The 17871-nt window shown below is 72.9% G+C and carries 17 protein-coding genes and 2 tRNA genes; 9 read left to right on the top strand and 10 right to left on the bottom strand.

Annotated elements, in window-relative coordinates:
* Positions 1 to 61: 61 nt before the first annotated feature.
* Positions 62 to 781, bottom strand: coding sequence for a DedA family protein (locus tag ABTY56_RS27850; RefSeq protein WP_350631936.1), 720 nt, complete (start codon positions 779 to 781; stop codon positions 62 to 64).
* Positions 782 to 1132: 351 nt separating this feature from the next.
* Here ABTY56_RS27850 and fbaA point away from each other — a divergent pair, with 351 nt between their 5' ends.
* A complete protein-coding gene (gene fbaA, locus ABTY56_RS27845; protein WP_350631935.1) occupies positions 1133 to 2155 on the top strand; it encodes a class II fructose-bisphosphate aldolase in 1023 nt (340 codons plus the stop codon).
* 122 nt (positions 2156 to 2277) lie between these two features.
* On the opposite strand, the gene ABTY56_RS27840 is transcribed toward fbaA, so the two are convergent.
* Together ABTY56_RS27840 and ABTY56_RS27835 are read right to left on the bottom strand one after the other, a co-directional pair.
* Positions 2278 to 2697 carry a DUF3151 domain-containing protein gene (locus ABTY56_RS27840; RefSeq protein ID WP_350631934.1) on the bottom strand — a complete coding sequence of 140 codons (420 nt, stop codon included), beginning with the start codon at positions 2695 to 2697 and terminating at the stop codon, positions 2278 to 2280.
* Between the two features lie 68 nt (positions 2698 to 2765).
* Entirely contained in the window at positions 2766 to 2987 is a 222-nt protein-coding gene (locus ABTY56_RS27835; protein ID WP_350631933.1) for a zinc-binding dehydrogenase, read from the bottom strand.
* Positions 2988 to 3180: 193 nt separating this feature from the next.
* Here ABTY56_RS27835 and ABTY56_RS27830 point away from each other — a divergent pair, with 193 nt between their 5' ends.
* Positions 3181 to 3975: a DUF3152 domain-containing protein gene (locus ABTY56_RS27830; RefSeq protein WP_350631932.1), complete on the top strand. Its 795-nt coding sequence runs from the start codon at positions 3181 to 3183 to the stop codon at positions 3973 to 3975.
* A gap of 146 nt (positions 3976 to 4121) precedes the next feature.
* On the opposite strand, the gene ABTY56_RS27825 is transcribed toward ABTY56_RS27830, so the two are convergent.
* The 4 genes from ABTY56_RS27825 to purS form a co-directional block, all read right to left on the bottom strand.
* Positions 4122 to 4934, bottom strand: a complete 813-nt coding sequence (locus tag ABTY56_RS27825) for a maleylpyruvate isomerase family mycothiol-dependent enzyme (protein WP_350631931.1) — start codon at positions 4932 to 4934, stop codon at positions 4122 to 4124.
* A 65-nt stretch (positions 4935 to 4999) separates the two neighbouring features.
* Complete coding sequence (gene purL, locus ABTY56_RS27820) at positions 5000 to 7255, bottom strand: phosphoribosylformylglycinamidine synthase subunit PurL (RefSeq protein ID WP_350631930.1); 2256 nt, start codon at positions 7253 to 7255, stop codon at positions 5000 to 5002.
* The gene (gene purQ, locus ABTY56_RS27815; protein WP_350631929.1) at positions 7255 to 7932 is read right to left on the bottom strand and encodes a phosphoribosylformylglycinamidine synthase subunit PurQ; all 678 of its coding nucleotides are present in this window, start codon (positions 7930 to 7932) and stop codon (positions 7255 to 7257) included. Before purQ ends, purL begins: the two co-directional genes overlap by 1 nt.
* Positions 7929 to 8183, bottom strand: a complete 255-nt coding sequence (gene purS, locus ABTY56_RS27810; RefSeq protein ID WP_049654013.1) for a phosphoribosylformylglycinamidine synthase subunit PurS — start codon at positions 8181 to 8183, stop codon at positions 7929 to 7931. The genes purQ and purS overlap by 4 nt, the downstream gene beginning before the upstream one ends.
* 468 nt (positions 8184 to 8651) lie before the next feature.
* On the opposite strand from purS, the gene ABTY56_RS27805 reads away from it, so the two are divergent.
* From ABTY56_RS27805 to ABTY56_RS27775, 7 genes are all read left to right on the top strand, one after another.
* Complete coding sequence (locus tag ABTY56_RS27805; protein WP_030056585.1) at positions 8652 to 8969, top strand: histone-like nucleoid-structuring protein Lsr2; 318 nt, start codon at positions 8652 to 8654, stop codon at positions 8967 to 8969.
* Positions 8970 to 9111: 142 nt separating this feature from the next.
* Positions 9112 to 9184, top strand: a tRNA-Gly gene (locus ABTY56_RS27800).
* Between the two features lie 40 nt (positions 9185 to 9224).
* Positions 9225 to 9297 (top strand) — tRNA-Gly (locus ABTY56_RS27795).
* 153 nt (positions 9298 to 9450) lie between these two features.
* The gene (locus tag ABTY56_RS27790; protein ID WP_350631928.1) at positions 9451 to 10461 is read left to right on the top strand and encodes an ABC transporter ATP-binding protein; all 1011 of its coding nucleotides are present in this window, start codon (positions 9451 to 9453) and stop codon (positions 10459 to 10461) included.
* Positions 10458 to 11294: an ABC transporter permease gene (locus ABTY56_RS27785; RefSeq protein ID WP_350631927.1), complete on the top strand. Its 837-nt coding sequence runs from the start codon at positions 10458 to 10460 to the stop codon at positions 11292 to 11294. Before ABTY56_RS27790 ends, ABTY56_RS27785 begins: the two co-directional genes overlap by 4 nt.
* A gap of 95 nt (positions 11295 to 11389) precedes the next feature.
* Positions 11390 to 12622, top strand: coding sequence for a sensor histidine kinase (locus ABTY56_RS27780; RefSeq protein WP_350631960.1), 1233 nt, complete (start codon positions 11390 to 11392; stop codon positions 12620 to 12622).
* Positions 12619 to 13239 carry a response regulator gene (locus tag ABTY56_RS27775; RefSeq protein WP_350631926.1) on the top strand — a complete coding sequence of 207 codons (621 nt, stop codon included), beginning with the start codon at positions 12619 to 12621 and terminating at the stop codon, positions 13237 to 13239. Before ABTY56_RS27780 ends, ABTY56_RS27775 begins: the two co-directional genes overlap by 4 nt.
* A 34-nt stretch (positions 13240 to 13273) precedes the next feature.
* Here ABTY56_RS27775 and ABTY56_RS27770 read toward each other — a convergent pair whose 3' ends face one another.
* The 3 genes from ABTY56_RS27770 to ABTY56_RS27760 all read right to left on the bottom strand — a co-directional run bounded on the left by ABTY56_RS27770 (position 13274) and on the right by ABTY56_RS27760 (position 17641).
* Complete coding sequence (locus ABTY56_RS27770; protein ID WP_350631925.1) at positions 13274 to 14173, bottom strand: phosphoribosylaminoimidazolesuccinocarboxamide synthase; 900 nt, start codon at positions 14171 to 14173, stop codon at positions 13274 to 13276.
* A 112-nt stretch (positions 14174 to 14285) separates the two neighbouring features.
* Positions 14286 to 15824, bottom strand: a complete 1539-nt coding sequence (locus ABTY56_RS27765) for a N,N-dimethylformamidase beta subunit family domain-containing protein (protein WP_350631924.1) — start codon at positions 15822 to 15824, stop codon at positions 14286 to 14288.
* A 218-nt stretch (positions 15825 to 16042) separates the two neighbouring features.
* The gene (locus ABTY56_RS27760; RefSeq protein ID WP_350631923.1) at positions 16043 to 17641 is read right to left on the bottom strand and encodes a hypothetical protein; all 1599 of its coding nucleotides are present in this window, start codon (positions 17639 to 17641) and stop codon (positions 16043 to 16045) included.
* Positions 17642 to 17871: the final 230 nt, after the last annotated feature.

Below are 17871 nucleotides of genomic sequence, written 5' to 3'. Positions count from 1 at the left end.
GGAGGGCCGGGTCTGTTTCACGTGAAACAGACCCGGCCCTCCCGCCGTACGGGCTCGGCGCTCAGCTCCGCCGGTGCCGACCGCCACCGGCCTGCGCGTGGCTGTCGCCGTCGTTGTCGGCGCCGCCCGCCTTCTTCTTCTTCCGCTCGCGCATGACCTCGATCAGGATCGGCGAGATCGACAGCAGCACGATCAGCAGCGCCGCCGGGATCAGGTACTTGTCGATCACCGGGGCGAGCGCCTCGCCGAAGAAGTAGCCGATCAGCAGCATGGACTCGGTCCAGAGCACACCACCGATGACGTTCCACACGAAGAACGTCCTGGCGGGCATCTCCAGGGTGCCGGCGACCGGGTTCAGGAAGGTGCGGACGACCGGGATGAAGCGCGCCAGCACCACGGCCTTGCCGGAGCCGAACTTGTTGAAGTACTCCTCCGCCTTCTGCACGTACTGGCGGCGGAAGATCTTCGAGTCGGGCTTGTCGAACATCTTCGGCCCGACCTTGGCACCGATCAGGTGCCCCAGCTGGGCGCCGGCGATCGCCGCGACCGGGCAGCCGATGAGCAGGACCGCGATCGGCAGCCTGGCACCGTCGCCGAGCACCGACGAGGCGGCGTTCGAGGCGGCGACGCCCGCGATGATCAGCAGCGAGTCACCCGGGAAGAAGAAGCCGACCAGCAGGCCGGTCTCCGCGAAGATGATCGCGATCAGCCCGATGGCGCCGAGGGACGAGATCAGGGATTTGGCGTCGAGCAGGTTGACGGCCAGCTGGTTGTAGTCCACGGGCGCAGGATAGCGGGCGTACCTTGCGGACGGGCGGGCGTACCGCGCCCGGGGCTCCCGACGCCGCCCGCCGCACGCGGGCCCCACCCGCCCCACCGGCCGCACGGGGCCGCGTTCCGACAGGCGGGCTCCTGCTGACCTGCGGGCACGAGTCTGGGAAGATGGCCGAGGCGTCCGGTCCGCGGCGGCCCACCACCCTCATGGCCGTATCGCGGAGGTCGCTCGAACCTTGGTGCCGGAGAGCCACATCGCAACGCCGCGCGTCGGCGGTCCGGCACGGAGTCGTCACGAAGGCGTACACAGCGTCGGACAGCACCGTCCGTACGCCGCAACCCGACAGGAGCGGATCGCATGCCCATCGCAACTCCCGAGGTCTACAACGAGATGCTCGACCGGGCGAAGGCGGGCAAGTTCGCCTACCCGGCCATCAACGTCACGTCGTCGCAGACCCTGCACGCCGCGCTGCGTGGTTTCGCCGAGGCCGAGAGCGACGGCATCATCCAGATCTCGACCGGTGGCGCGGAGTTCCTGGGCGGTCAGCACAACAAGGACATGGTGACCGGCGCGGTCGCGCTCGCCGAGTTCGCCCACATCGTCGCCGCCAAGTACGACATCACCGTCGCGCTGCACACCGACCACTGCCCGAAGGACAAGCTGGACGGCTACGTCCGCCCGCTGCTGGCGGTCTCGGCCGAGCGCGTGGCCAAGGGCGAGAACCCGCTGTTCCAGTCGCACATGTGGGACGGCTCCGCCGAGACCCTCTCCGACAACCTGACCATCGCCCAGGAGCTGCTGGCCCAGGCCGCCGCCGCCAAGATCATCCTTGAGGTCGAGATCACCCCGACCGGTGGCGAGGAGGACGGCGTCACGCACGAGATCAACGACGAGCTGTACACCACCGTCAACGACGCCGTGCGCACCGCCGAGGCCCTGGGCCTGGGCGAGAAGGGCCGCTACCTGCTGGCCGCCTCGTTCGGCAACGTGCACGGCGTGTACAAGCCGGGCAACGTCGTGCTGAAGCCGGAGCTGCTGCGCGAGCTGCAGGACGCGATCGGCAAGCAGTACGGCAAGGCCGACCCGTTCGACTTCGTCTTCCACGGCGGCTCGGGCTCCACCGCCGAGGAGATCGCCACCGCGCTGGAGAACGGCGTCGTGAAGATGAACCTGGACACCGACACCCAGTACGCCTTCACCCGCCCGGTCGCCGGCCACATGTTCGCCAACTACGACGGCGTGCTGAAGGTCGACGGCGAGGTCGGCAAGAAGAACACCTACGACCCCCGCACCTGGGGCAAGCTGGCCGAGGCCGGCATGGCCGCCCGCGTGGTCGAGGCCGCCGAGCAGCTGCGTTCGGCGGGCAAGCGCCTGAAGTGAGCCCGGCGGCCGCGCGGAACGAGCGCGGCAGCCGTGTGAGACACGGGTGCCCCCGGCGGTCCTCCGCCGGGGGCACCCGCACGTCCGGGGTTCTCCTGTTCGAACTCCGCGTGTCCGCGTTCCTACTGCTTGAGCTCCGCGTACGCCTCCGCGCTGCTGTCCTTCAGGAACTGCCAGCAGCGCGCCTCCTCCTCGGTCTCCTTGATCGCGCCGGCCGCCCGTGCGAGCGCCGCCAGGCAGCGCAGGAAGCCGCGGTTGCCGCGGTGCTCCCACGGCACCGGGCCGTGGCCCTTCCAGCCGCTGCGCCGCAGCGCGTCCAGGCCCCGGTGGTAGCCGGTACGGGCGTAGGCGTACGACTCGACGTACCGGCCGGCCGCGTAGGCGTCGTCCGCGAGCATGGCCCAGGCCAGGCAGAAGGCCGGGAACTCGGCCGCCACCTGGGTCGGTGAGGCGGACTCCTCCGCCAGCATGCGGTAGGGCCGCTCCTCCTCGGGCAGGAGGGTCGGTTCGGGACCGTCGAGAAGATTCCTGTGAATCGCCATGCCCTGAAGTCTGCCACCCGAGACGCAGGGGTCAACCGCCGCACCGTGGGCGCATCCCACCGGGCCGCTCAGTGCCGGACGGTCACCACGATCTTGCCGACCCGTCCGTCGGCCCCCATGTGCCGGTGGGAGTCGACGATCTCCGCCAGGTCGAAGGTGCGGTCGATCAGCGGCCTCAGGGTGCCGTCGCGCAGCCCGGCGTGGACGAAGGCCCTGCCGCGGTCGAGCGCCTCCCGGTCCCCGACGAGGGCGGACACGGCGTAGCCCCAGCCGTTCAGCGGCCAGGTCATCGGCAGGGCGCGGGCCGGACGGCGAGCGCATGCCCGCGCCCGACGATCTGCATACCGGGTACATGGACATTCACCCGTTCGCCATGCCAAGGTGACGGTCGTGCGCGCAGTCCGACCCGCCAGCAGGCGAGCCGCCCCGCAGAGAAAGGGCGGCCGCAGACGCCGCCGGCCGCGCCGGAGGGTGAGCCCTGGCATGCTCACGGCACTGGTGGCAGTCGCCGTGCTGCTGGGCGCCACCGCGGTCGTGCTCGACCGGCACTCCGACACCCCGGCCGCCGCCCCGACCACCCAGGCGCGGGCCGTCCCGCCGGGCGAGGAGACCGCCGCGGCGACGCCGGCCCCCACCCCGGTCAGCACGCCCACCCCCACGCCCACACCGACACCCCCGCCGCCCACGCCCACCCCCACCGGGCCGGATCCGGGCCCCACCAAGGGCGCGGGCACCTTCACCACCGCCCCGGCCAGCGCCAAGGCGGTCGGACGGGGTGCCGTGCGCCGCTACCGGGTCGAGGTCGAGGACGGCATCGGGATCGACGCGGCGGCGGCCGCCGCCCAGATCCACGGCATCCTCGGCGACCCGCGCGGCTGGACCAACGACCGCCGCAACGGCTTCCAGCTGGTCGCGTCCGGCTCGTACGACTTCACCGTGAAGATCGCCTCGCCGGCCACCGTGGACCGGATCTGCGGCGCCTCCGGCCTGGACACCCACGGCGAGGTCAACTGCAACGTCGGCGACCAGGTGGTCGTCAACTCCAAGCGCTGGAACACCGGTTCACCACAGTTCAGCGGGCCGATCGAGGAGTACCGGGCGCTGATCGTCAACCACGAGGTGGGCCACCGGATCGGCCACGGGCACGAGGGCTGCCCCGCCCCGGGCAAGCCCGCACCCGCGATGATGCAGCAGATCTACGGGCTCAAGGGCTGCACGCCCAACGCCTGGCCGTACTCGGCGGAGGGAACCTACCTGAGCGGCCCGGCCGTCCCGTAGCCCCCGGCGCCGCGAACCCGCACCGTGAACCCGACGACACCGTGAACCTGCACCGTGAACCCGACGACACCGTGAACCCGACCGCGCCGGCACAGAGTTGAGACCTGGCCGACGAACCGGCGGGGCAGCCGCGCTGAGCCGACCGGCTAGCCGAGCACCGGCAGGTGGGCCCGCAGGTCGCTGCGCTCCCCCGAGGCGGACACCGCGGCCGACTCCACCGCCGCCGCCCAGTCGGTCCGCCCGGTGGCCAGCCGGATCCAGGTCAGCGGGTCGGTCTCGACCACGTTGGGCGGGGTGCCCCGGGTGTGCCGGGGGCCCTCGACGGCCTGGACGACGGCGTACGGCGGGATCCGCAGCTCCACCGCGCCGCCGGGGGCGTGGTCCGCGAAGGCGTCGGCCAGCATCCGGGTGACGGCGGCGAGGGCCTGGCGGTCGTGCGGGAAGGCGTCCGGGCCGAGCGCGTCGGCCAGGTCGTCGGCGTGGACGACGACCTCGACCAGCCGGGTCACCAGCATGTCGGCGAGCGTCATCGAGCCGAGCCGGATCTCGAACCGCCGTGCCGGGTCGGCCGCTTCGGGCCGCTCCAGCAGTCCGGTCAGCGCGTCGGCGGCGCGCCCGAAGGCCTCCGCCACCGCGGCCGGATCCCCGCCGAAGTCCGCCGTGGCCCGCTCCCTGGCCTGCTCGTCCAACGGTCCGGCGACCGTGCCGACCGCCGCCACCCACCCCGACAGGTCCAGGGGCGGCCGGCCCCGGAGCGGATCGTCCAGGTGCGCGGGCACGAAGTCGAGTTGGACGGCGAGGTGCGCGACCAGTTCCCGGACCGTCCACGACCCCAGCCTGGTCGGCAGGTCCAGCTGCTCCGCGGTGAGACCGTTCACGGCGGAGCGCAGCGCCCCGGTCTGGGCGGCCAGTGCGGCACGGACCTTCTGGGGTTGGTACGTCCGGGACTTGGGAGGCATGGGCCCAAGATACGCCGAGGGGCGGCCGGCTCCGCAGAGCCGACCGCCCCTCGGGACGGGTGCCGTCAGCCCAGCAGGGCCTCGATGACGCCGGTGTGGGCGTCCTTCAGCTCGGTCAGCGAAACGCTGAACTGACCCTGGACCTCCAGGTCCTGGCCGTCCACGACACCGATCCGGGTGGCCGGCAGGCCGCGCGCGGTGCACATGTCGTTGAACCGGAGCTCCTCGCTGCGCGGCACCGCCACGACGGCGCGGCCGGCCGACTCCGAGAACAGCAGGACGAACGGGTCCGCGCCCTCCGGCACGATGATCCGCGCGCCGTGGCCGCCCTTGAGGCAGCTCTCCACGAGCGCCTGGCCGAGGCCGCCGTCGGAGAGGTCGTGCGCGGCGTCGATCATGCCGTCGCGCGAGGCGGCGATCAGGATCTCGCCGAGCAGCCGCTCGCGCTCCAGGTCCACCTTGGGCGGCAGGCCGCCGAGGTGGTCGTGGACCGCCTGGGACCAGGCCGAGCCGCCGAGCTCGTCCGCCGTGTCGCCGAGCAGGTAGAGCAGCTGCCCCTCCTCGGCGAAGGCGGACGGGGTGCGCCGGGTGACGTCGTCGATGACGCCGAGCACCGCGACCACCGGGGTCGGGTGGATGGCGACCTCGCCGGTCTGGTTGTAGAGCGAGACGTTGCCGCCGGTGACCGGGGTGCCGAGCACCAGGCAGGCGTCGGCCAGGCCGCGGGTGGCCTCGGCGAACTGCCACATCACGTCCGGGTCCTCGGGGGAGCCGAAGTTGAGGCAGTCGGAGACCGCGAGCGGCTTGGCACCGCCGGCCGCGACGTTGCGGTACGCCTCGGCCAGGGCCAGCTGGGCACCGGTGTACGGGTCCAGCTTGGCGAAGCGGCCGTTGCCGTCGGTGGCGACCGAGACGCCGAGGTTGGTCTCGTCGTCGATCCGGATCATGCCCGAGTCCTCGCCGTGCGAGAGCACGGTGTTGCCGAGCACGTAGCGGTCGTACTGGTCGGTGATCCAGGACTTGGAGGCCTGGTTCGGGTGGCTCGCGACCTTCAGCAGGTCGGCCTTGAGGCCCTCGCCGGTGGTCGGGCGGGCCAGCCGCTCGGCGGTCGGGGCGTCGGCCTGCAGCGCGTCCTGCCAGTTCGGGCGGGCGAACGGGCGCTGGTAGGTCGGGCCCTCGTGGGCGACGGTGCGCGGCGGGACGTCCACCACGAGCTCGCCGTGCCAGTAGATCTCCAGGCGCTCGCCGTCGGTCACCTCACCGATGACGTTGGCGATGACGTCCCACTTCTCGCAGATCTCGAGGAAGCGGTCGACCTTGTCGGGCTCCACGATCGCGCACATGCGCTCCTGCGACTCGCTCATGAGGATCTCCTCCGGCGAGAGCGTGTGGTCGCGCAGGTGCACGGTGTCGAGCTCGATCCGCATGCCGCCGGAGCCGGCCGAGGCCAACTCGCTGGTGGCGCAGGACAGTCCGGCACCGCCGAGGTCCTGGATGCCCTTGACGAGCTTCTCGCGGAAGATCTCCAGGGTGCACTCGATGAGGAGCTTCTCCTGGAACGGGTCGCCGACCTGGACCGCCGGGCGCTTGGCCGGCTTGGTGTCGTCGAAGGTCTCGGAGGCCAGCACCGAGACGCCGCCGATGCCGTCACCGCCGGTGCGGGCGCCGTACAGGATGACCTTGTTGCCGGCGCCGGAGGCCTGCGCGAGGTGGATGTCCTCGTGCTTCATGACGCCCACGCACAGCGCGTTGACCAGCGGGTTGCCCTGGTAGCAGGAGTCGAAGACGACCTCGCCGCCGATGTTCGGCAGGCCCAGGCAGTTGCCGTAGCCGCCGATGCCCGCGACGATCCCGGGCAGCACGCGCCGGGTGTCCGGGTGGTCGGCCGCGCCGAAGCGCAGCGGGTCCATCACGGCGACCGGGCGGGCGCCCATCGCCAGGATGTCGCGCACGATGCCGCCGATGCCGGTGGCCGCGCCCTGGTAGGGCTCGATGTACGACGGGTGGTTGTGCGACTCGACCTTGAAGGTGACCGCGTAGCCCTGGCCGACGTCGACCACACCGGCGTTCTCGCCGATGCCGACGAGCATCGCGTCCGAATCGGGCTTCTTCTCCCCGAACTGCTTCAGGTGGACCTTGCTGCTCTTGTACGAACAGTGCTCCGACCACATGACCGAGTACATCGCGAGTTCGGCGCCGGTCGGGCGGCGGCCGAGAATCTCCCGGATGCGCGCGTACTCGTCCTCCTTGAGGCCGAGCTCGGCCCAGGGCTGGGCGGCGTCCGGGGTCTGCTCGGCGTTCTTGACGGTGTCGAGGCTCATCAGGCGTTCACCAGCTGCTTCAGGACGGAAGTGAAGAAGCCCAGGCCCTCGGTGGTCGGACCGGTGAGCGGCTCCACGGCGTGCTCCGGGTGCGGCATCAGGCCGACGACATTGCCGGCGGCGTTGGTGATGCCGGCGATGTCGCGGTACGAACCGTTCGGGTTGACGTCCACGTAACGGGCGACCACCCGGCCCTCCGCCTCCAGCTCGTCCAGGACGTGCTGGTCCGCGACGAACCGGCCCTCGCCGTTCTTCAGCGGGACGACGATTTCCTGGCCCGCCGCGTAATCCCGGGTCCAGGCGGTGCCGGCGTTCTCGATGCGCAGCTTCTGGTCGCGGCAGATGAAGTGCAGCGAGTCGTTGCGGGTGAGCGCACCGGGCAGCAGGTGGGATTCGCAGAGCACCTGGAAGCCGTTGCAGATACCGAGGACCGGCATTCCGAGCTTCGCCTGCTCGATGACGGTCTCCATCACCGGGGAGAAGCGCGAGATCGCACCGCAGCGCAGATAGTCGCCGTAACTGAATCCGCCCGGCAGGACGACGGCGTCGACCTGGTGGAGATCCTTGTCACGGTGCCAGAGGGCGACCGGCTCGGCACCCGCGAGACGGACCGCCCGCTGGGCGTCGCGGTCGTCGAGGGAGCCCGGGAAAGTGACGACGCCGACGCGGGTGGTCACTTGCCCTCCTCCTCGACCCGGACGGTGAAGTCCTCGATCACGGTGTTGGCGAGAAAGGTCTCGGCGGCTTCGCGGATACGGGCGAGCGCCGCGTCGTCGACCGGGCCCTCCACATCCAGCTCGAAACGCTTGCCCTGGCGGACGTCGGCGATCCCGGTGAATCCGAGACGGGGCAGTGCACGCTGCACCGCCTGTCCCTGGGGGTCGAGGATCTCCGGCTTGAGCATGACGTCGACTACGACGCGTGCCACTGGCACTCCCGGTGGTGTCTTCGGTGAGGCGGGGGAACTCCAGACTACCGGTGGTTTCGGGCAGGATTGCTGGCCGGGGATAGCGACGCGCGTAGACCCGGGCCCCTTACGCCGCAAGGGATCCGGGCCCCCCACCCCCCGTCCGGAGCGGCCCGTTTCCGCGGTTTCGACGCCCGGAACCGCCCCCTCCGGAGAACACCCGAATACGGCACTTGGGGACAGATCCGCCCGTCCCGCACACCGGTATCCGACAGTCCCGCGTAGACACGTGAATATCCGGAAAAGAATGCCGGACTCTTCGATTTCGACCCCCTTCGGGTGCAGAATAGGGCCACCTGTCGCGGCAAGTGCTGCGTATCAGGCGGGCCGTCCGGCCTGCCCGTATGCGCTTGCGCGAGTTGGTGCACATCAGGCCCCGGGCGCACCCCCGTGGACCGGTGGCCGAATTGCCCGAGAGGATTGACACCCATGGCTCAGCGTGTAGTTGTCACGCTCTCCGACGACCTGGACGGCGGCGCCGCCGCGGAAACCGTCCACTTCGGCGTCGACGGGAAGTCGTACGAGATCGACCTGTCCGTGGACAACGCGGAAAAGCTGCGGGAGGCCCTCGCCCCGTTCGTCGCGGCCGGCCGGCGCCAGAGCCGCACCGGAAAGTCCTTCCGCCGCACCGCCCTCACCCCGGACCCGGCCGCCGTCCGCGCCTGGGCGCTGTCCCGCGGCATGGAACTGCCGGCCCGCGGCCGCATCCCCAAGCACGTGTACGAGGCGTTCGCCGAGGCGAACTGACCCCCGGGGCACCAGGCCCCCGGTCGCCCTGCCCACCCGGCTCGAAAGGGTGGGGCGACCACCCCGAACGATGCTGTAGAGTATTCCTCGTCGCCGCAACGGAGAGATCCGAAGAGGCGGCGGGTGCCCCACCAGGCACCATGCGGACGTGGCTCAGTTGGTAGAGCATCACCTTGCCAAGGTGAGGGTCGCGAGTTCGAATCTCGTCGTCCGCTCGCAGTGCGCGAGCACAGCACAACTCAATAGTTTGACCATGCGGACGTGGCTCAGTTGGTAGAGCATCACCTTGCCAAGGTGAGGGTCGCGAGTTCGAATCTCGTCGTCCGCTCCGGAACGAAGGGCCCCCTCGATCGAGGGGGCCCTTCGGCATTCCCGCCCCGAATGCTCCATGACATTTGTCATCGCCGACCCGTGGATCCCCACCGCGATGTCATGACGGCGCGCACTGCCCGCGCGGCCGGGTCGGCGGAAGGCTTGGGGCATGGAAACGAGCCGCCCCACCCGCCCCAGCGACCGTGTGATCGAGGTCACCGACCTGCACCGCCACTACGGCAGCGGTGCCACCGGCCACCACGCCGTCCGGGGCGTGGACCTGACCGTCGGCCGCGGCGAGCTGTTCGCCCTGCTCGGCACGAACGGAGCGGGCAAGACCTCGACCATGGAGCTCATCGAGGGCCTGGCCGCCCCCGGCGACGGCACCGTCCGGGTGCTCGGCCACGACCCCTACCGGGAGCGCGCCGCCCTCCGACCGCGGATCGGCATCATGCTCCAGGAGGGCGGCTTCCCAGGCGACCTCACCGCCGCCGAGACCGGCCGCGCCTGGGCCGGGATGACCAGCCGCGCCCGGCCCGTCGAGGAGGCCCTGGAGCTGGTCGGCCTCACCCACCGCCGGGACGTCCGGGTCAAGCAGCTGTCCGGCGGCGAACGGCGCCGCCTCGACCTCGCGATGGCCCTGCTCGGTCGCCCCGAGGTGCTGTTCCTGGACGAGCCCAGCACCGGCCTCGACCCCGAGGCGCGCGCCGCCGTCTGGCGGCTGGTCCGCGAACTGCGCGCCCAGGGCACCACCGTGCTGCTCACCACGCACTACCTGGAGGAGGCCGAGGAGCTGGCCGACCGGCTGGCCATCATGCACGGCGGCCGGATCGTCACCTCCGGCACCGTCGCGGAGGTGATCGCCGGACGGCCGTCCCGGATCACCTTCGAGCTGCCCGAGTTCGCCGGGGCCTCGCTCCCGCCGCTCGCCCCGGCGTCGGTCACCGTCGACGGCCGCAAGGTCACCGTGCAGACCGGCGACCTCCAGCACACCCTCCACGACCTGCTCGGCTGGGCCCACCGGCACGGTGTCGCGCTCGGCGCCCTGGACGCCCGCAGCGCCTCGCTGGAGGAGGCCTTCCTCGCCATCGCCTCCGAGGCCGCCCACCAGGCGCCGCCGCAGGCCCCTACCGCCCCCGCCCGTCCCGCCCGCCGCCGCCTGATCGGATCCGCCCGATGACCACCGCCGCCCCGACCGCACCCGCCGCCACCGGCCCGCAGGGCACCACCGCCCGCCGACTGCTCGCCCTCGGCCGCGCCGAGGCCGTCCTGCTGCTGCGCAACCGCACGGCGCTGTTCACCGCCCTGCTGCTGCCGCTGTTCCTGGTCTTCACCCTGAAGGGCACCCTCAGCCAGCAGGCCGAGAGCCACCCCGGGCTGGACGTCGACTCGCTGCTGGTCTACAGCTCGGTCGGGATGATGCTGGCCTTCGTCGTCTACTACAACCTGACCGCCGCCTACGTCGCCCGGCGCGGTGAGCTGGTCCTCAAGCGGCTGCGCACCGGCGAGGCCCGGGACATCGAGATCATGCTCGGCACGGCCGTCCCCTCGCTCGCCCTCGGCCTGCTGATGGCCGCCGTGATCGGGATCGGCGGCAGCGTCGGACTGCACCTGGCGGTGCCGGTCAACCCGCTGCTGATGCTCGTCGGCCTGGTGCTGGTGCTGGCCACGATGATCGCCCTGGCCGCGCTGTCCAGCGCCTTCACCAGGACCGTCGAGAGCGCCGGCATCACCACCCTGCCGGTCATGCTGATCATCCAGCTCGGCTCCGGACTGTTCATCCCGCTGGAGGTCATGCCCTCGCAGCTGGCCGACGTCTGCCGCCTGCTGCCGACCACCCCGGCCTTCCAGCTGATCCGCGTCGGCTGGTTCGGCACCGACGGCTCGGCCGCCGCGACCGGCTTCGCCGGCAGCTGGGGCGCCGCCGGCCCGCACCTCGTCACCGGCGCGGTCTGGCTGGGCCTGACGGTCTGGGCCGCGGTGCGCTACTTCCGCTGGGAGCCGCGCCGCTGACCGTCCGGCAGCAAACCAAGGAAATGCCCCGGTTCGACCTCTGATATGAAGGCAGCAGCACGATCATGGTTGAACCGGGGGGACGGCACGTGGACATGCGCTCACCGCTGCGCAGATGGCGGGGCTTCGGTAAACCCCAGCGCGCCGAGATCTACTTCCGCTGGTCCATCTACCTGATGCCGCTGGCCGCGCTGCCGGTGGCGCTGCTCGGTCTCGGCGCCCACCTCGGGGAGTACTCGGCCGGCGCCGCCCGGGTCACCGTGGCCGTCTCGCTGGCCACCACCCTGGTCGGCATCCGGGCCTGCCGCACCTCGCTCGACCACTACCTCGGACGGCCCGCCGACCACCGCCGCTGGCTCGTCGCCAACGGCGTGCTCACCGTCGCCGGCAGCTGGGCCCTGCTGCTGACCGGCCCGCAGACGGACGGGACCGGCACTCCGCCGGCCACCGTCGTGACGGCGACCGTCCTGCTGATCGTCGCCTACGGCCCGATCTCCATCGGCCTCCGGCTGTGGTGGTCCGCCCCGGCCGCCGCCGCCCTCACCCTGCTGGTCGCCCCGGCGATGATGCTGGCCGGGATGAGCGCCGGCACCACCGCCGGGCAGCTGATCGGCACGCTGCTCGGGATGCCCTTCATCGCGGCGAGCTGCCGCAGCTTCGCCTGGCTGACGGCCGTGGTCTGGGAACTGGACGGCGCCCGCGAGACGCAGTCCCGGCTGGCCGTCGCCGAGGAGCGGCTGCGCTTCTCCCGCGACCTGCACGACGTGATGGGCCGCAACCTCACCACCATCGCGCTGAAGAGCGAGCTCGCCGTCCAGCTCGCCCGCCGCGGGCGCCCCGAGGCCGCCGAGCAGATGGCCGAGGTGCAGAGGATCGCCCAGGAGTCGCAGCGCGAGGTCCGCGACGTCATCCGCGGCTACCGCACCGCCGACCTGCACGCCGAGGCGATCGGCGCCCGCGCGGTGCTCCGCTCCGCCGACGTCGACTGCGAGATCGACCTCGGCGAGCACGCCGACGAACTGCCGCCGCACGTCCAGTCGGTGTTCGGCTGGGTGATCCGCGAAGCCACCACCAACGTGCTGCGGCACAGCGAGGCCGAGCGCTGCCTGATCCGGCTGGGCAGGGAGGGCGAGCGGGCGGTCCTGGAGCTGGAGAATGACGGGGTGCCCGCCGTGCCGGTCCCCTCCCAGGGCAGCGGCACCGGGCTGCGCGGGCTGCGCGAGCGGCTCGCCGCCCACGACGGCGAGCTGGCCGTCACACCCGCCGACGGGGGCGTCTTCCGGCTCGTCGCCACCGTCCCACTGCACCCCGGAGAGACCCTGCGATGACCGACACCGCGCCCGTCCGCGTCCTGCTCGCCGACGACGAGCACCTGATCCGGGGCGCGCTGGCCGCGCTGCTCTCGCTGGAGGACGACATCGAGGTGGTCGCACAGGCCGGCTCCGGCCCGGAGGCGCTGGCGATGGCGCAGTCGCACCGGCCGGACGTCGCGGTGCTGGACCTGCAGATGCCCGGCAAGGACGGCATCGAGGTGACCGCCGAGCTGCGCCGGCTGCTGCCGGACTGCCGCTGCATGATCGTCACCGGGCACGGCCGCCCCGGCTACCTGAAGCGGGCGCTGGAGGTCGGGGTGCGCGGCTTCCTGCCGAAGACCGTCTCGGCGGCGGACCTGGCGGGCATCATCCGCACCGTGCGCTCCGGCGGCCGGTACGTGGACCCGGAGCTGGCGGCGGACGCGATCAGCGCGGGCGAGACCCCGCTGACGCCGCGCGAGACGGACGTCCTGGAGCTCGCCGCCGACGGCACCCCGATCGCCGAGATCGCCGAGCGGGCCGCGCTCTCCCAGGGCACCGTCCGCAACTACCTGTCCTCGGCGGCCACCAAACTGGGCGCGGAGAACCGGCATGCGGCGGTGCGGATCGCCCGCGAGCACGGCTGGATCTGAGCCGCAGCCGTACCCGCGGGCGTCACCGGGGGCGTCAGGCCCAGGTGGTGCCGGTCAGCCGCTCGTACACCTCGATGTACTTGGCCCGGGTCTGCTCGACGATCTCGTCCGGCAGCGCCGGCGGCGGCTGCTCGCTGTGGCGGTCCCAGCCGGAGGCCGGGGAGACCAGCCAGTCGCGGATCAGCTGCTTGTCGAAGGACGACTGCGAGCGGCCCGGCCGGTACTCGTCCGCGGGCCAGTAGCGCGAGGAGTCCGGGGTGAGCACCTCGTCGCCGATCACCAGCTCGCCGTCCAGCAGGCCGAACTCGAACTTGGTGTCGGCCAGGATGATGCCGCGCTCGCGGGCGATGCCCCGGGCACGGGCGTAGACGTCCAGCGTGGTGCGGCGCAGCTGGGCGGCCTGTTCGGCGCCGATCCGGCGGGCGGTCTCCTCGTAGGAGACGTTCTCGTCGTGCTCGCCGACCTCGGCCTTGAGCGCCGGGGTGTAGATCGGGGCGGGCAGCTCGGAGCTGTTCTCCAGGCCCTCCGGCAACGCGATGCCACAGACCGTGCGGCTCTCGTTGTACTCGGCCAGGCCGGAGCCGGCCAGGTAGCCGCGGGCGACGGCCTCGACCGGGATCATCTCCAGGCTGCGGCAGACCAGCGTGCGGCCCTTCCAGTCGGCGGGGGCGCCGGCCGGGACCTCGGTGGAGATCACGTGGTTGGGCACGATGTCCGCGATCCGCTCGAACCACCACAGCGACAGCTGGGTCAGGATGCGGCCCTTGTCGGGGATCTCGTTCGGCAGCACCCAGTCGTGGGCGGACGTCCGGTCGCTGGCGACCATGACCAGCTCACCCGACTCGGTGCGGTAGAGGTCGCGCACCTTGCCGGTGTGCAGGTGGACCAGGCCGGGTACCTGGACCGGCTCGGGCTTGGTGACAAATCCACTCAAGGTGTCTCAGTCCTCAGGGGTCGTTCGCGGGCGTGGGGCACTGCGAAAGGGGAGGTCACTGCCCCCGCAGTCTTTCACGACCGCCGGATCCCGCTGCCCCGGCCGCCGGGGCTCAGTTCTTGCAGAGCCGGTCCAGCAGGTTGGCGGTGGCCCGCTGGATCCGCTCGTCGGTCAGTCCGGGGCGGCCCAGCGCGGGCGACCAGGCGAAGGTGCCGGCCGCGAAGACGTACGCGCCGCTGGGCGCCCGGTACAGCGAGGTCTCCTGGTAGCGGGTGCGGCCGGCCGGGTCCTGGTACGGCGAGTGGGCCAGCAGCACGCGTTCGGTGTGCTCGGGCAGCGCCACCTTGGGGTAGTACCGGTCGGCCTCGCCGGCGACCAGGCCGGGCAGCTCGTCGCCCTCCTGCAGGCCGGTGCCGTCCCAGAGCCAGTGTGCGGTGTGCCGGGCGACCAGCGGGACGGGCGCAGCGACCCGGCCCGAGTACTGCACCCCGAGCAGGTGCTGCTCGGGCTCCCCCGCGTCCCGCCACAGTGCGCCGGCGGCGCCGGACACGCCTGCGGCCGGGCTGCCGGGCCCGACCTTCTGCCGCTTGCGGCAGTTGAGCAGCCGGTTGGGCTCGCCGGAGGCGGCGGCGGTCAGCTCGACCCGCCAGTACATGGTGTTGGCCGAGAGGAACACCAGCGAGGTGCCGCCGTCCCGGGCCCGTTCGGCGGCCCGGCGCATCGGTGCGGACCAGTACTCGTCGTGGCCGGGGAAGACCAGCGCCCGGTGCCGGGCGGGGTCGACCAGGCCGGCGTGCAGGTCGGTGGCGGTGGCGTAGGAGAGGTCGTAGCCGTAGCGCTCGGCCCAGCGGATGAAGTCGTACGCGTGGCCGACGTGCAGCGGCAGCCCGGCGGTGGCGTGCGGACGGTCGAAGGAGACGGTGACGGCCGCCTCCGACTCGCCGAGCAGGCCGCCCCGGCCGTCCCAGGCGTGGTAGAGGCTGGCGCCGGTGCGGCCGTCCTCGGGGAAGAGGTTGTACGCCTGCCAGGTCACGTCGGGGAGTACCAGGAGCAGCTCGGCGGTGTGCCCGCGGTCCTCGAAGTCCCTCACGGTGAACGGGATGTGACTGCGGTGCGCGGTGTCCGAGGTGGTCAGCACGGCGACGTACGCGCCGGGCTTCCAGTGTGCCGGGATCTGCAGCCGCCAGGAGTGCCACCAGTGGTGGCAGGAGACCGTCCGGTCGACCACCAGCGGGGCGGGCTGGACGAGGCCGGAGACCGGCGGGCTGGTGGTCATGTGGCGGGCGCCGTCGCCGCCGTAGTGGCCGATCCGGAAGACGCTCACGGTGAACTCGCGGGGCGGGTTGACGGTGACCCGGAAGTCCACCGAGCCGCCGGGGCGGATCACCCCGGCCGAGGCGAAGCCCTTGATCTGCTGGTCCACGTCGTTGGAGCTCTGCGGGGTGCCGACCGACGGCTTGGGCCGGACCCCGGCGGTCAGCGGCTGCTGGCCGGGCGCGTCCACGGAGACGTACCAGGGGACGGCGCCCTCCGCTCCGGCCAGGTACTGGTCCGGGCTGCGCAGCCAGGGCAGCGGGCCCTGTCCGAAGGGGTCGGAGACGCTGTAGGCGTGCGTTCCGGACTCCCAGCGGCCGTTGAGTTCGGTGCCCACGCGCCCCTCCCAGGTGCACTTCCGCCCGGTTGGCACGTGCCCCCCGGATGTGCGTGCGGTCTAATACACCACAGAGTGCTGGCGCTCCGTCACCCTCCGGTGGCAATTGGTGCCGGGAATCTCGCGGTCCGCCCGGAGGGGGCCTCCGGCCTGCGGAGACGACCGGCGGCCGAGCCGTCCGGGGGCGCGTGCGGGGGTGTCGAGCGCCGTCCCACCCGTCACAGCCGGACGGGTTTCTCCAGGCGGACGTCGGCGGCGTCCAGCCAGGCGCGCAGCGGGCCGTCCTGGCCCTGTTCGACGGCCTGGGCGACCGGGCCGGCCAGGTCGGTGCGGCGGACCCCGCCGAGCAGCAGCACCGGGCCGTCCAGCCAGTCCAGCCCGGGGGCGCCGCCGGCGGTGTCCACGGCCGCGCAGCAGACCATCGCGGTGACGTGGTCGACCAGCAGGTCGCGACCGGTGCGGTCGGGTTCCAGCAACGGGGCCGGGGCAGTGGTGCGGGCCAGCTGGGCGGCGAGCGCGGCGGCCAGCCGTTCGCCGTCGCCCTCGGCGAGCCGCACCAGCAGCCGGGTCAGGGTCGGGGAGCCGGGGCGGGACTGCGGGGCGAGCCGGTCCAGGGCGGCCTGCAGGGCGGCGGCGCCCGCCCGCCAGCCGGCGTCCACCGCGTCGGCCGGGTAGTCGGCCCACTCCAGCTCGTGCCAGGCGCCGGCCGCCGGGCGGCCGAAGAACAGCTCGGCGGCGAGCCGGGAGACCGCCCGGTCGACGGCGCCGGGCTCCTCCAGCAGGTCGCAGGCCGGGCGGTCGCCGAGACGGCTGCCGTAGCCGTCGGCCAGCCGGTCACGGCGGGACAGCTCGGTGAGGGCGGCGACCACGCCCGCGTTGAGGTGGGCGGGGTGGCGGCCGAGCCGCCAGGCCGGCAGCGCGACCCGGGTGAGCAGCCGGTCCCAGCCGGCGTAGGCGAGGCCGACCTGCTCCTGGGCGGCGATCCGCAGGCCGTAGTCGACGGCTTTGGCCTGCTCGGAGGCCCAGCTCGCGACGGACCGCTCCAGTTCGGCGGAGTGGCCGCGGCAGGCGCCGAGCAGCCGGCGGGTGATCCGGCGGGTGATCCGGTCGGCGAGCGCGGCCGGACCGCGCCGGGGCGGCCGGGGCGGGGCGGCCAGGGTGCCGCCGCCGAGGCCGGGGGCCGTGCCCCGGCCGGAGTCCAGGCAGGCGTCCAGGCTGCGCAGGAACTGGCGGGCGGCGGCGATCTCCGGGTCCGCGGAGGCGGCGGCGCCGGCCACCACGGGGGCCAGCAGGGCGCGCAGCTCGCCGGCCCGCATCCACCAGAGGAACGGCGAGCCGATCACCAGCACCGGGGCGGGTGGCTCGGGGTGCGGGCGCAGCGGGTGCGGCCGCGGCGGGCCCGGTCGCCGCACCGGCGGGACGTCCTCCAGCCAGCTGTCGCAGTCCGGGGTGAGGGCGACCGCGGAGGGCGCGGGGACGTCCAGCCGGTCGGCGAGTTCGTCGATCAGCCGGTACAGCTCGGGGGCCTCGGCACGCTCCAGCGGCACGGCGGGGGTCCGGGGCGGCTCGGCCCGGTGCAGGGCGCGGGCGGTCAGCCCGGCGACCAGCAGGGTCAGCGCGGCGACCGCGCAGACCGCCCAGCGGGCGGCGTCCCAGCCGGCCGCGTCGGCGGCGCCGGGCGCGCCGATCCGGCCGGTGAACCGGCCCGCGAGCAGGACCACCGCCACGGCGGCGGGCAGGACGGCGGCGGCCAGGGCGAGGCCTCGGACCCGCAGGACCGCCTGGGCGTGAGCGCGCGCGGTGTCGACAGCGGCCATACGGTGCGGCACCCCCTTCGGAGCCCTCGGGCGCCCGGCTACGGGCCCTGAGCCGACTCGAAACGATCAGTTCCGACCGGGAAGCGGAGGCGTCCGATCCCGGTAGTGCATGCTGCGTGGCGCTACTGCCATTTTCGACGCCCCGGCCCGGGTGGTCGTTCCGGATCGCCCCGGTTTCCACTCGTCCCGGTGACGTCGCCCGGATTCCGGACGCCCGCGACCGGTCCGGT

Source organism: Kitasatospora sp. NPDC097691, from assembly GCF_040302665.1.
Lineage (GTDB): Bacteria > Actinomycetota > Actinomycetes > Streptomycetales > Streptomycetaceae > Kitasatospora.
The sequence above is the reverse complement of the archived record's forward strand: the minus strand, read 5'-3'. Positions and strand labels throughout refer to the sequence as shown.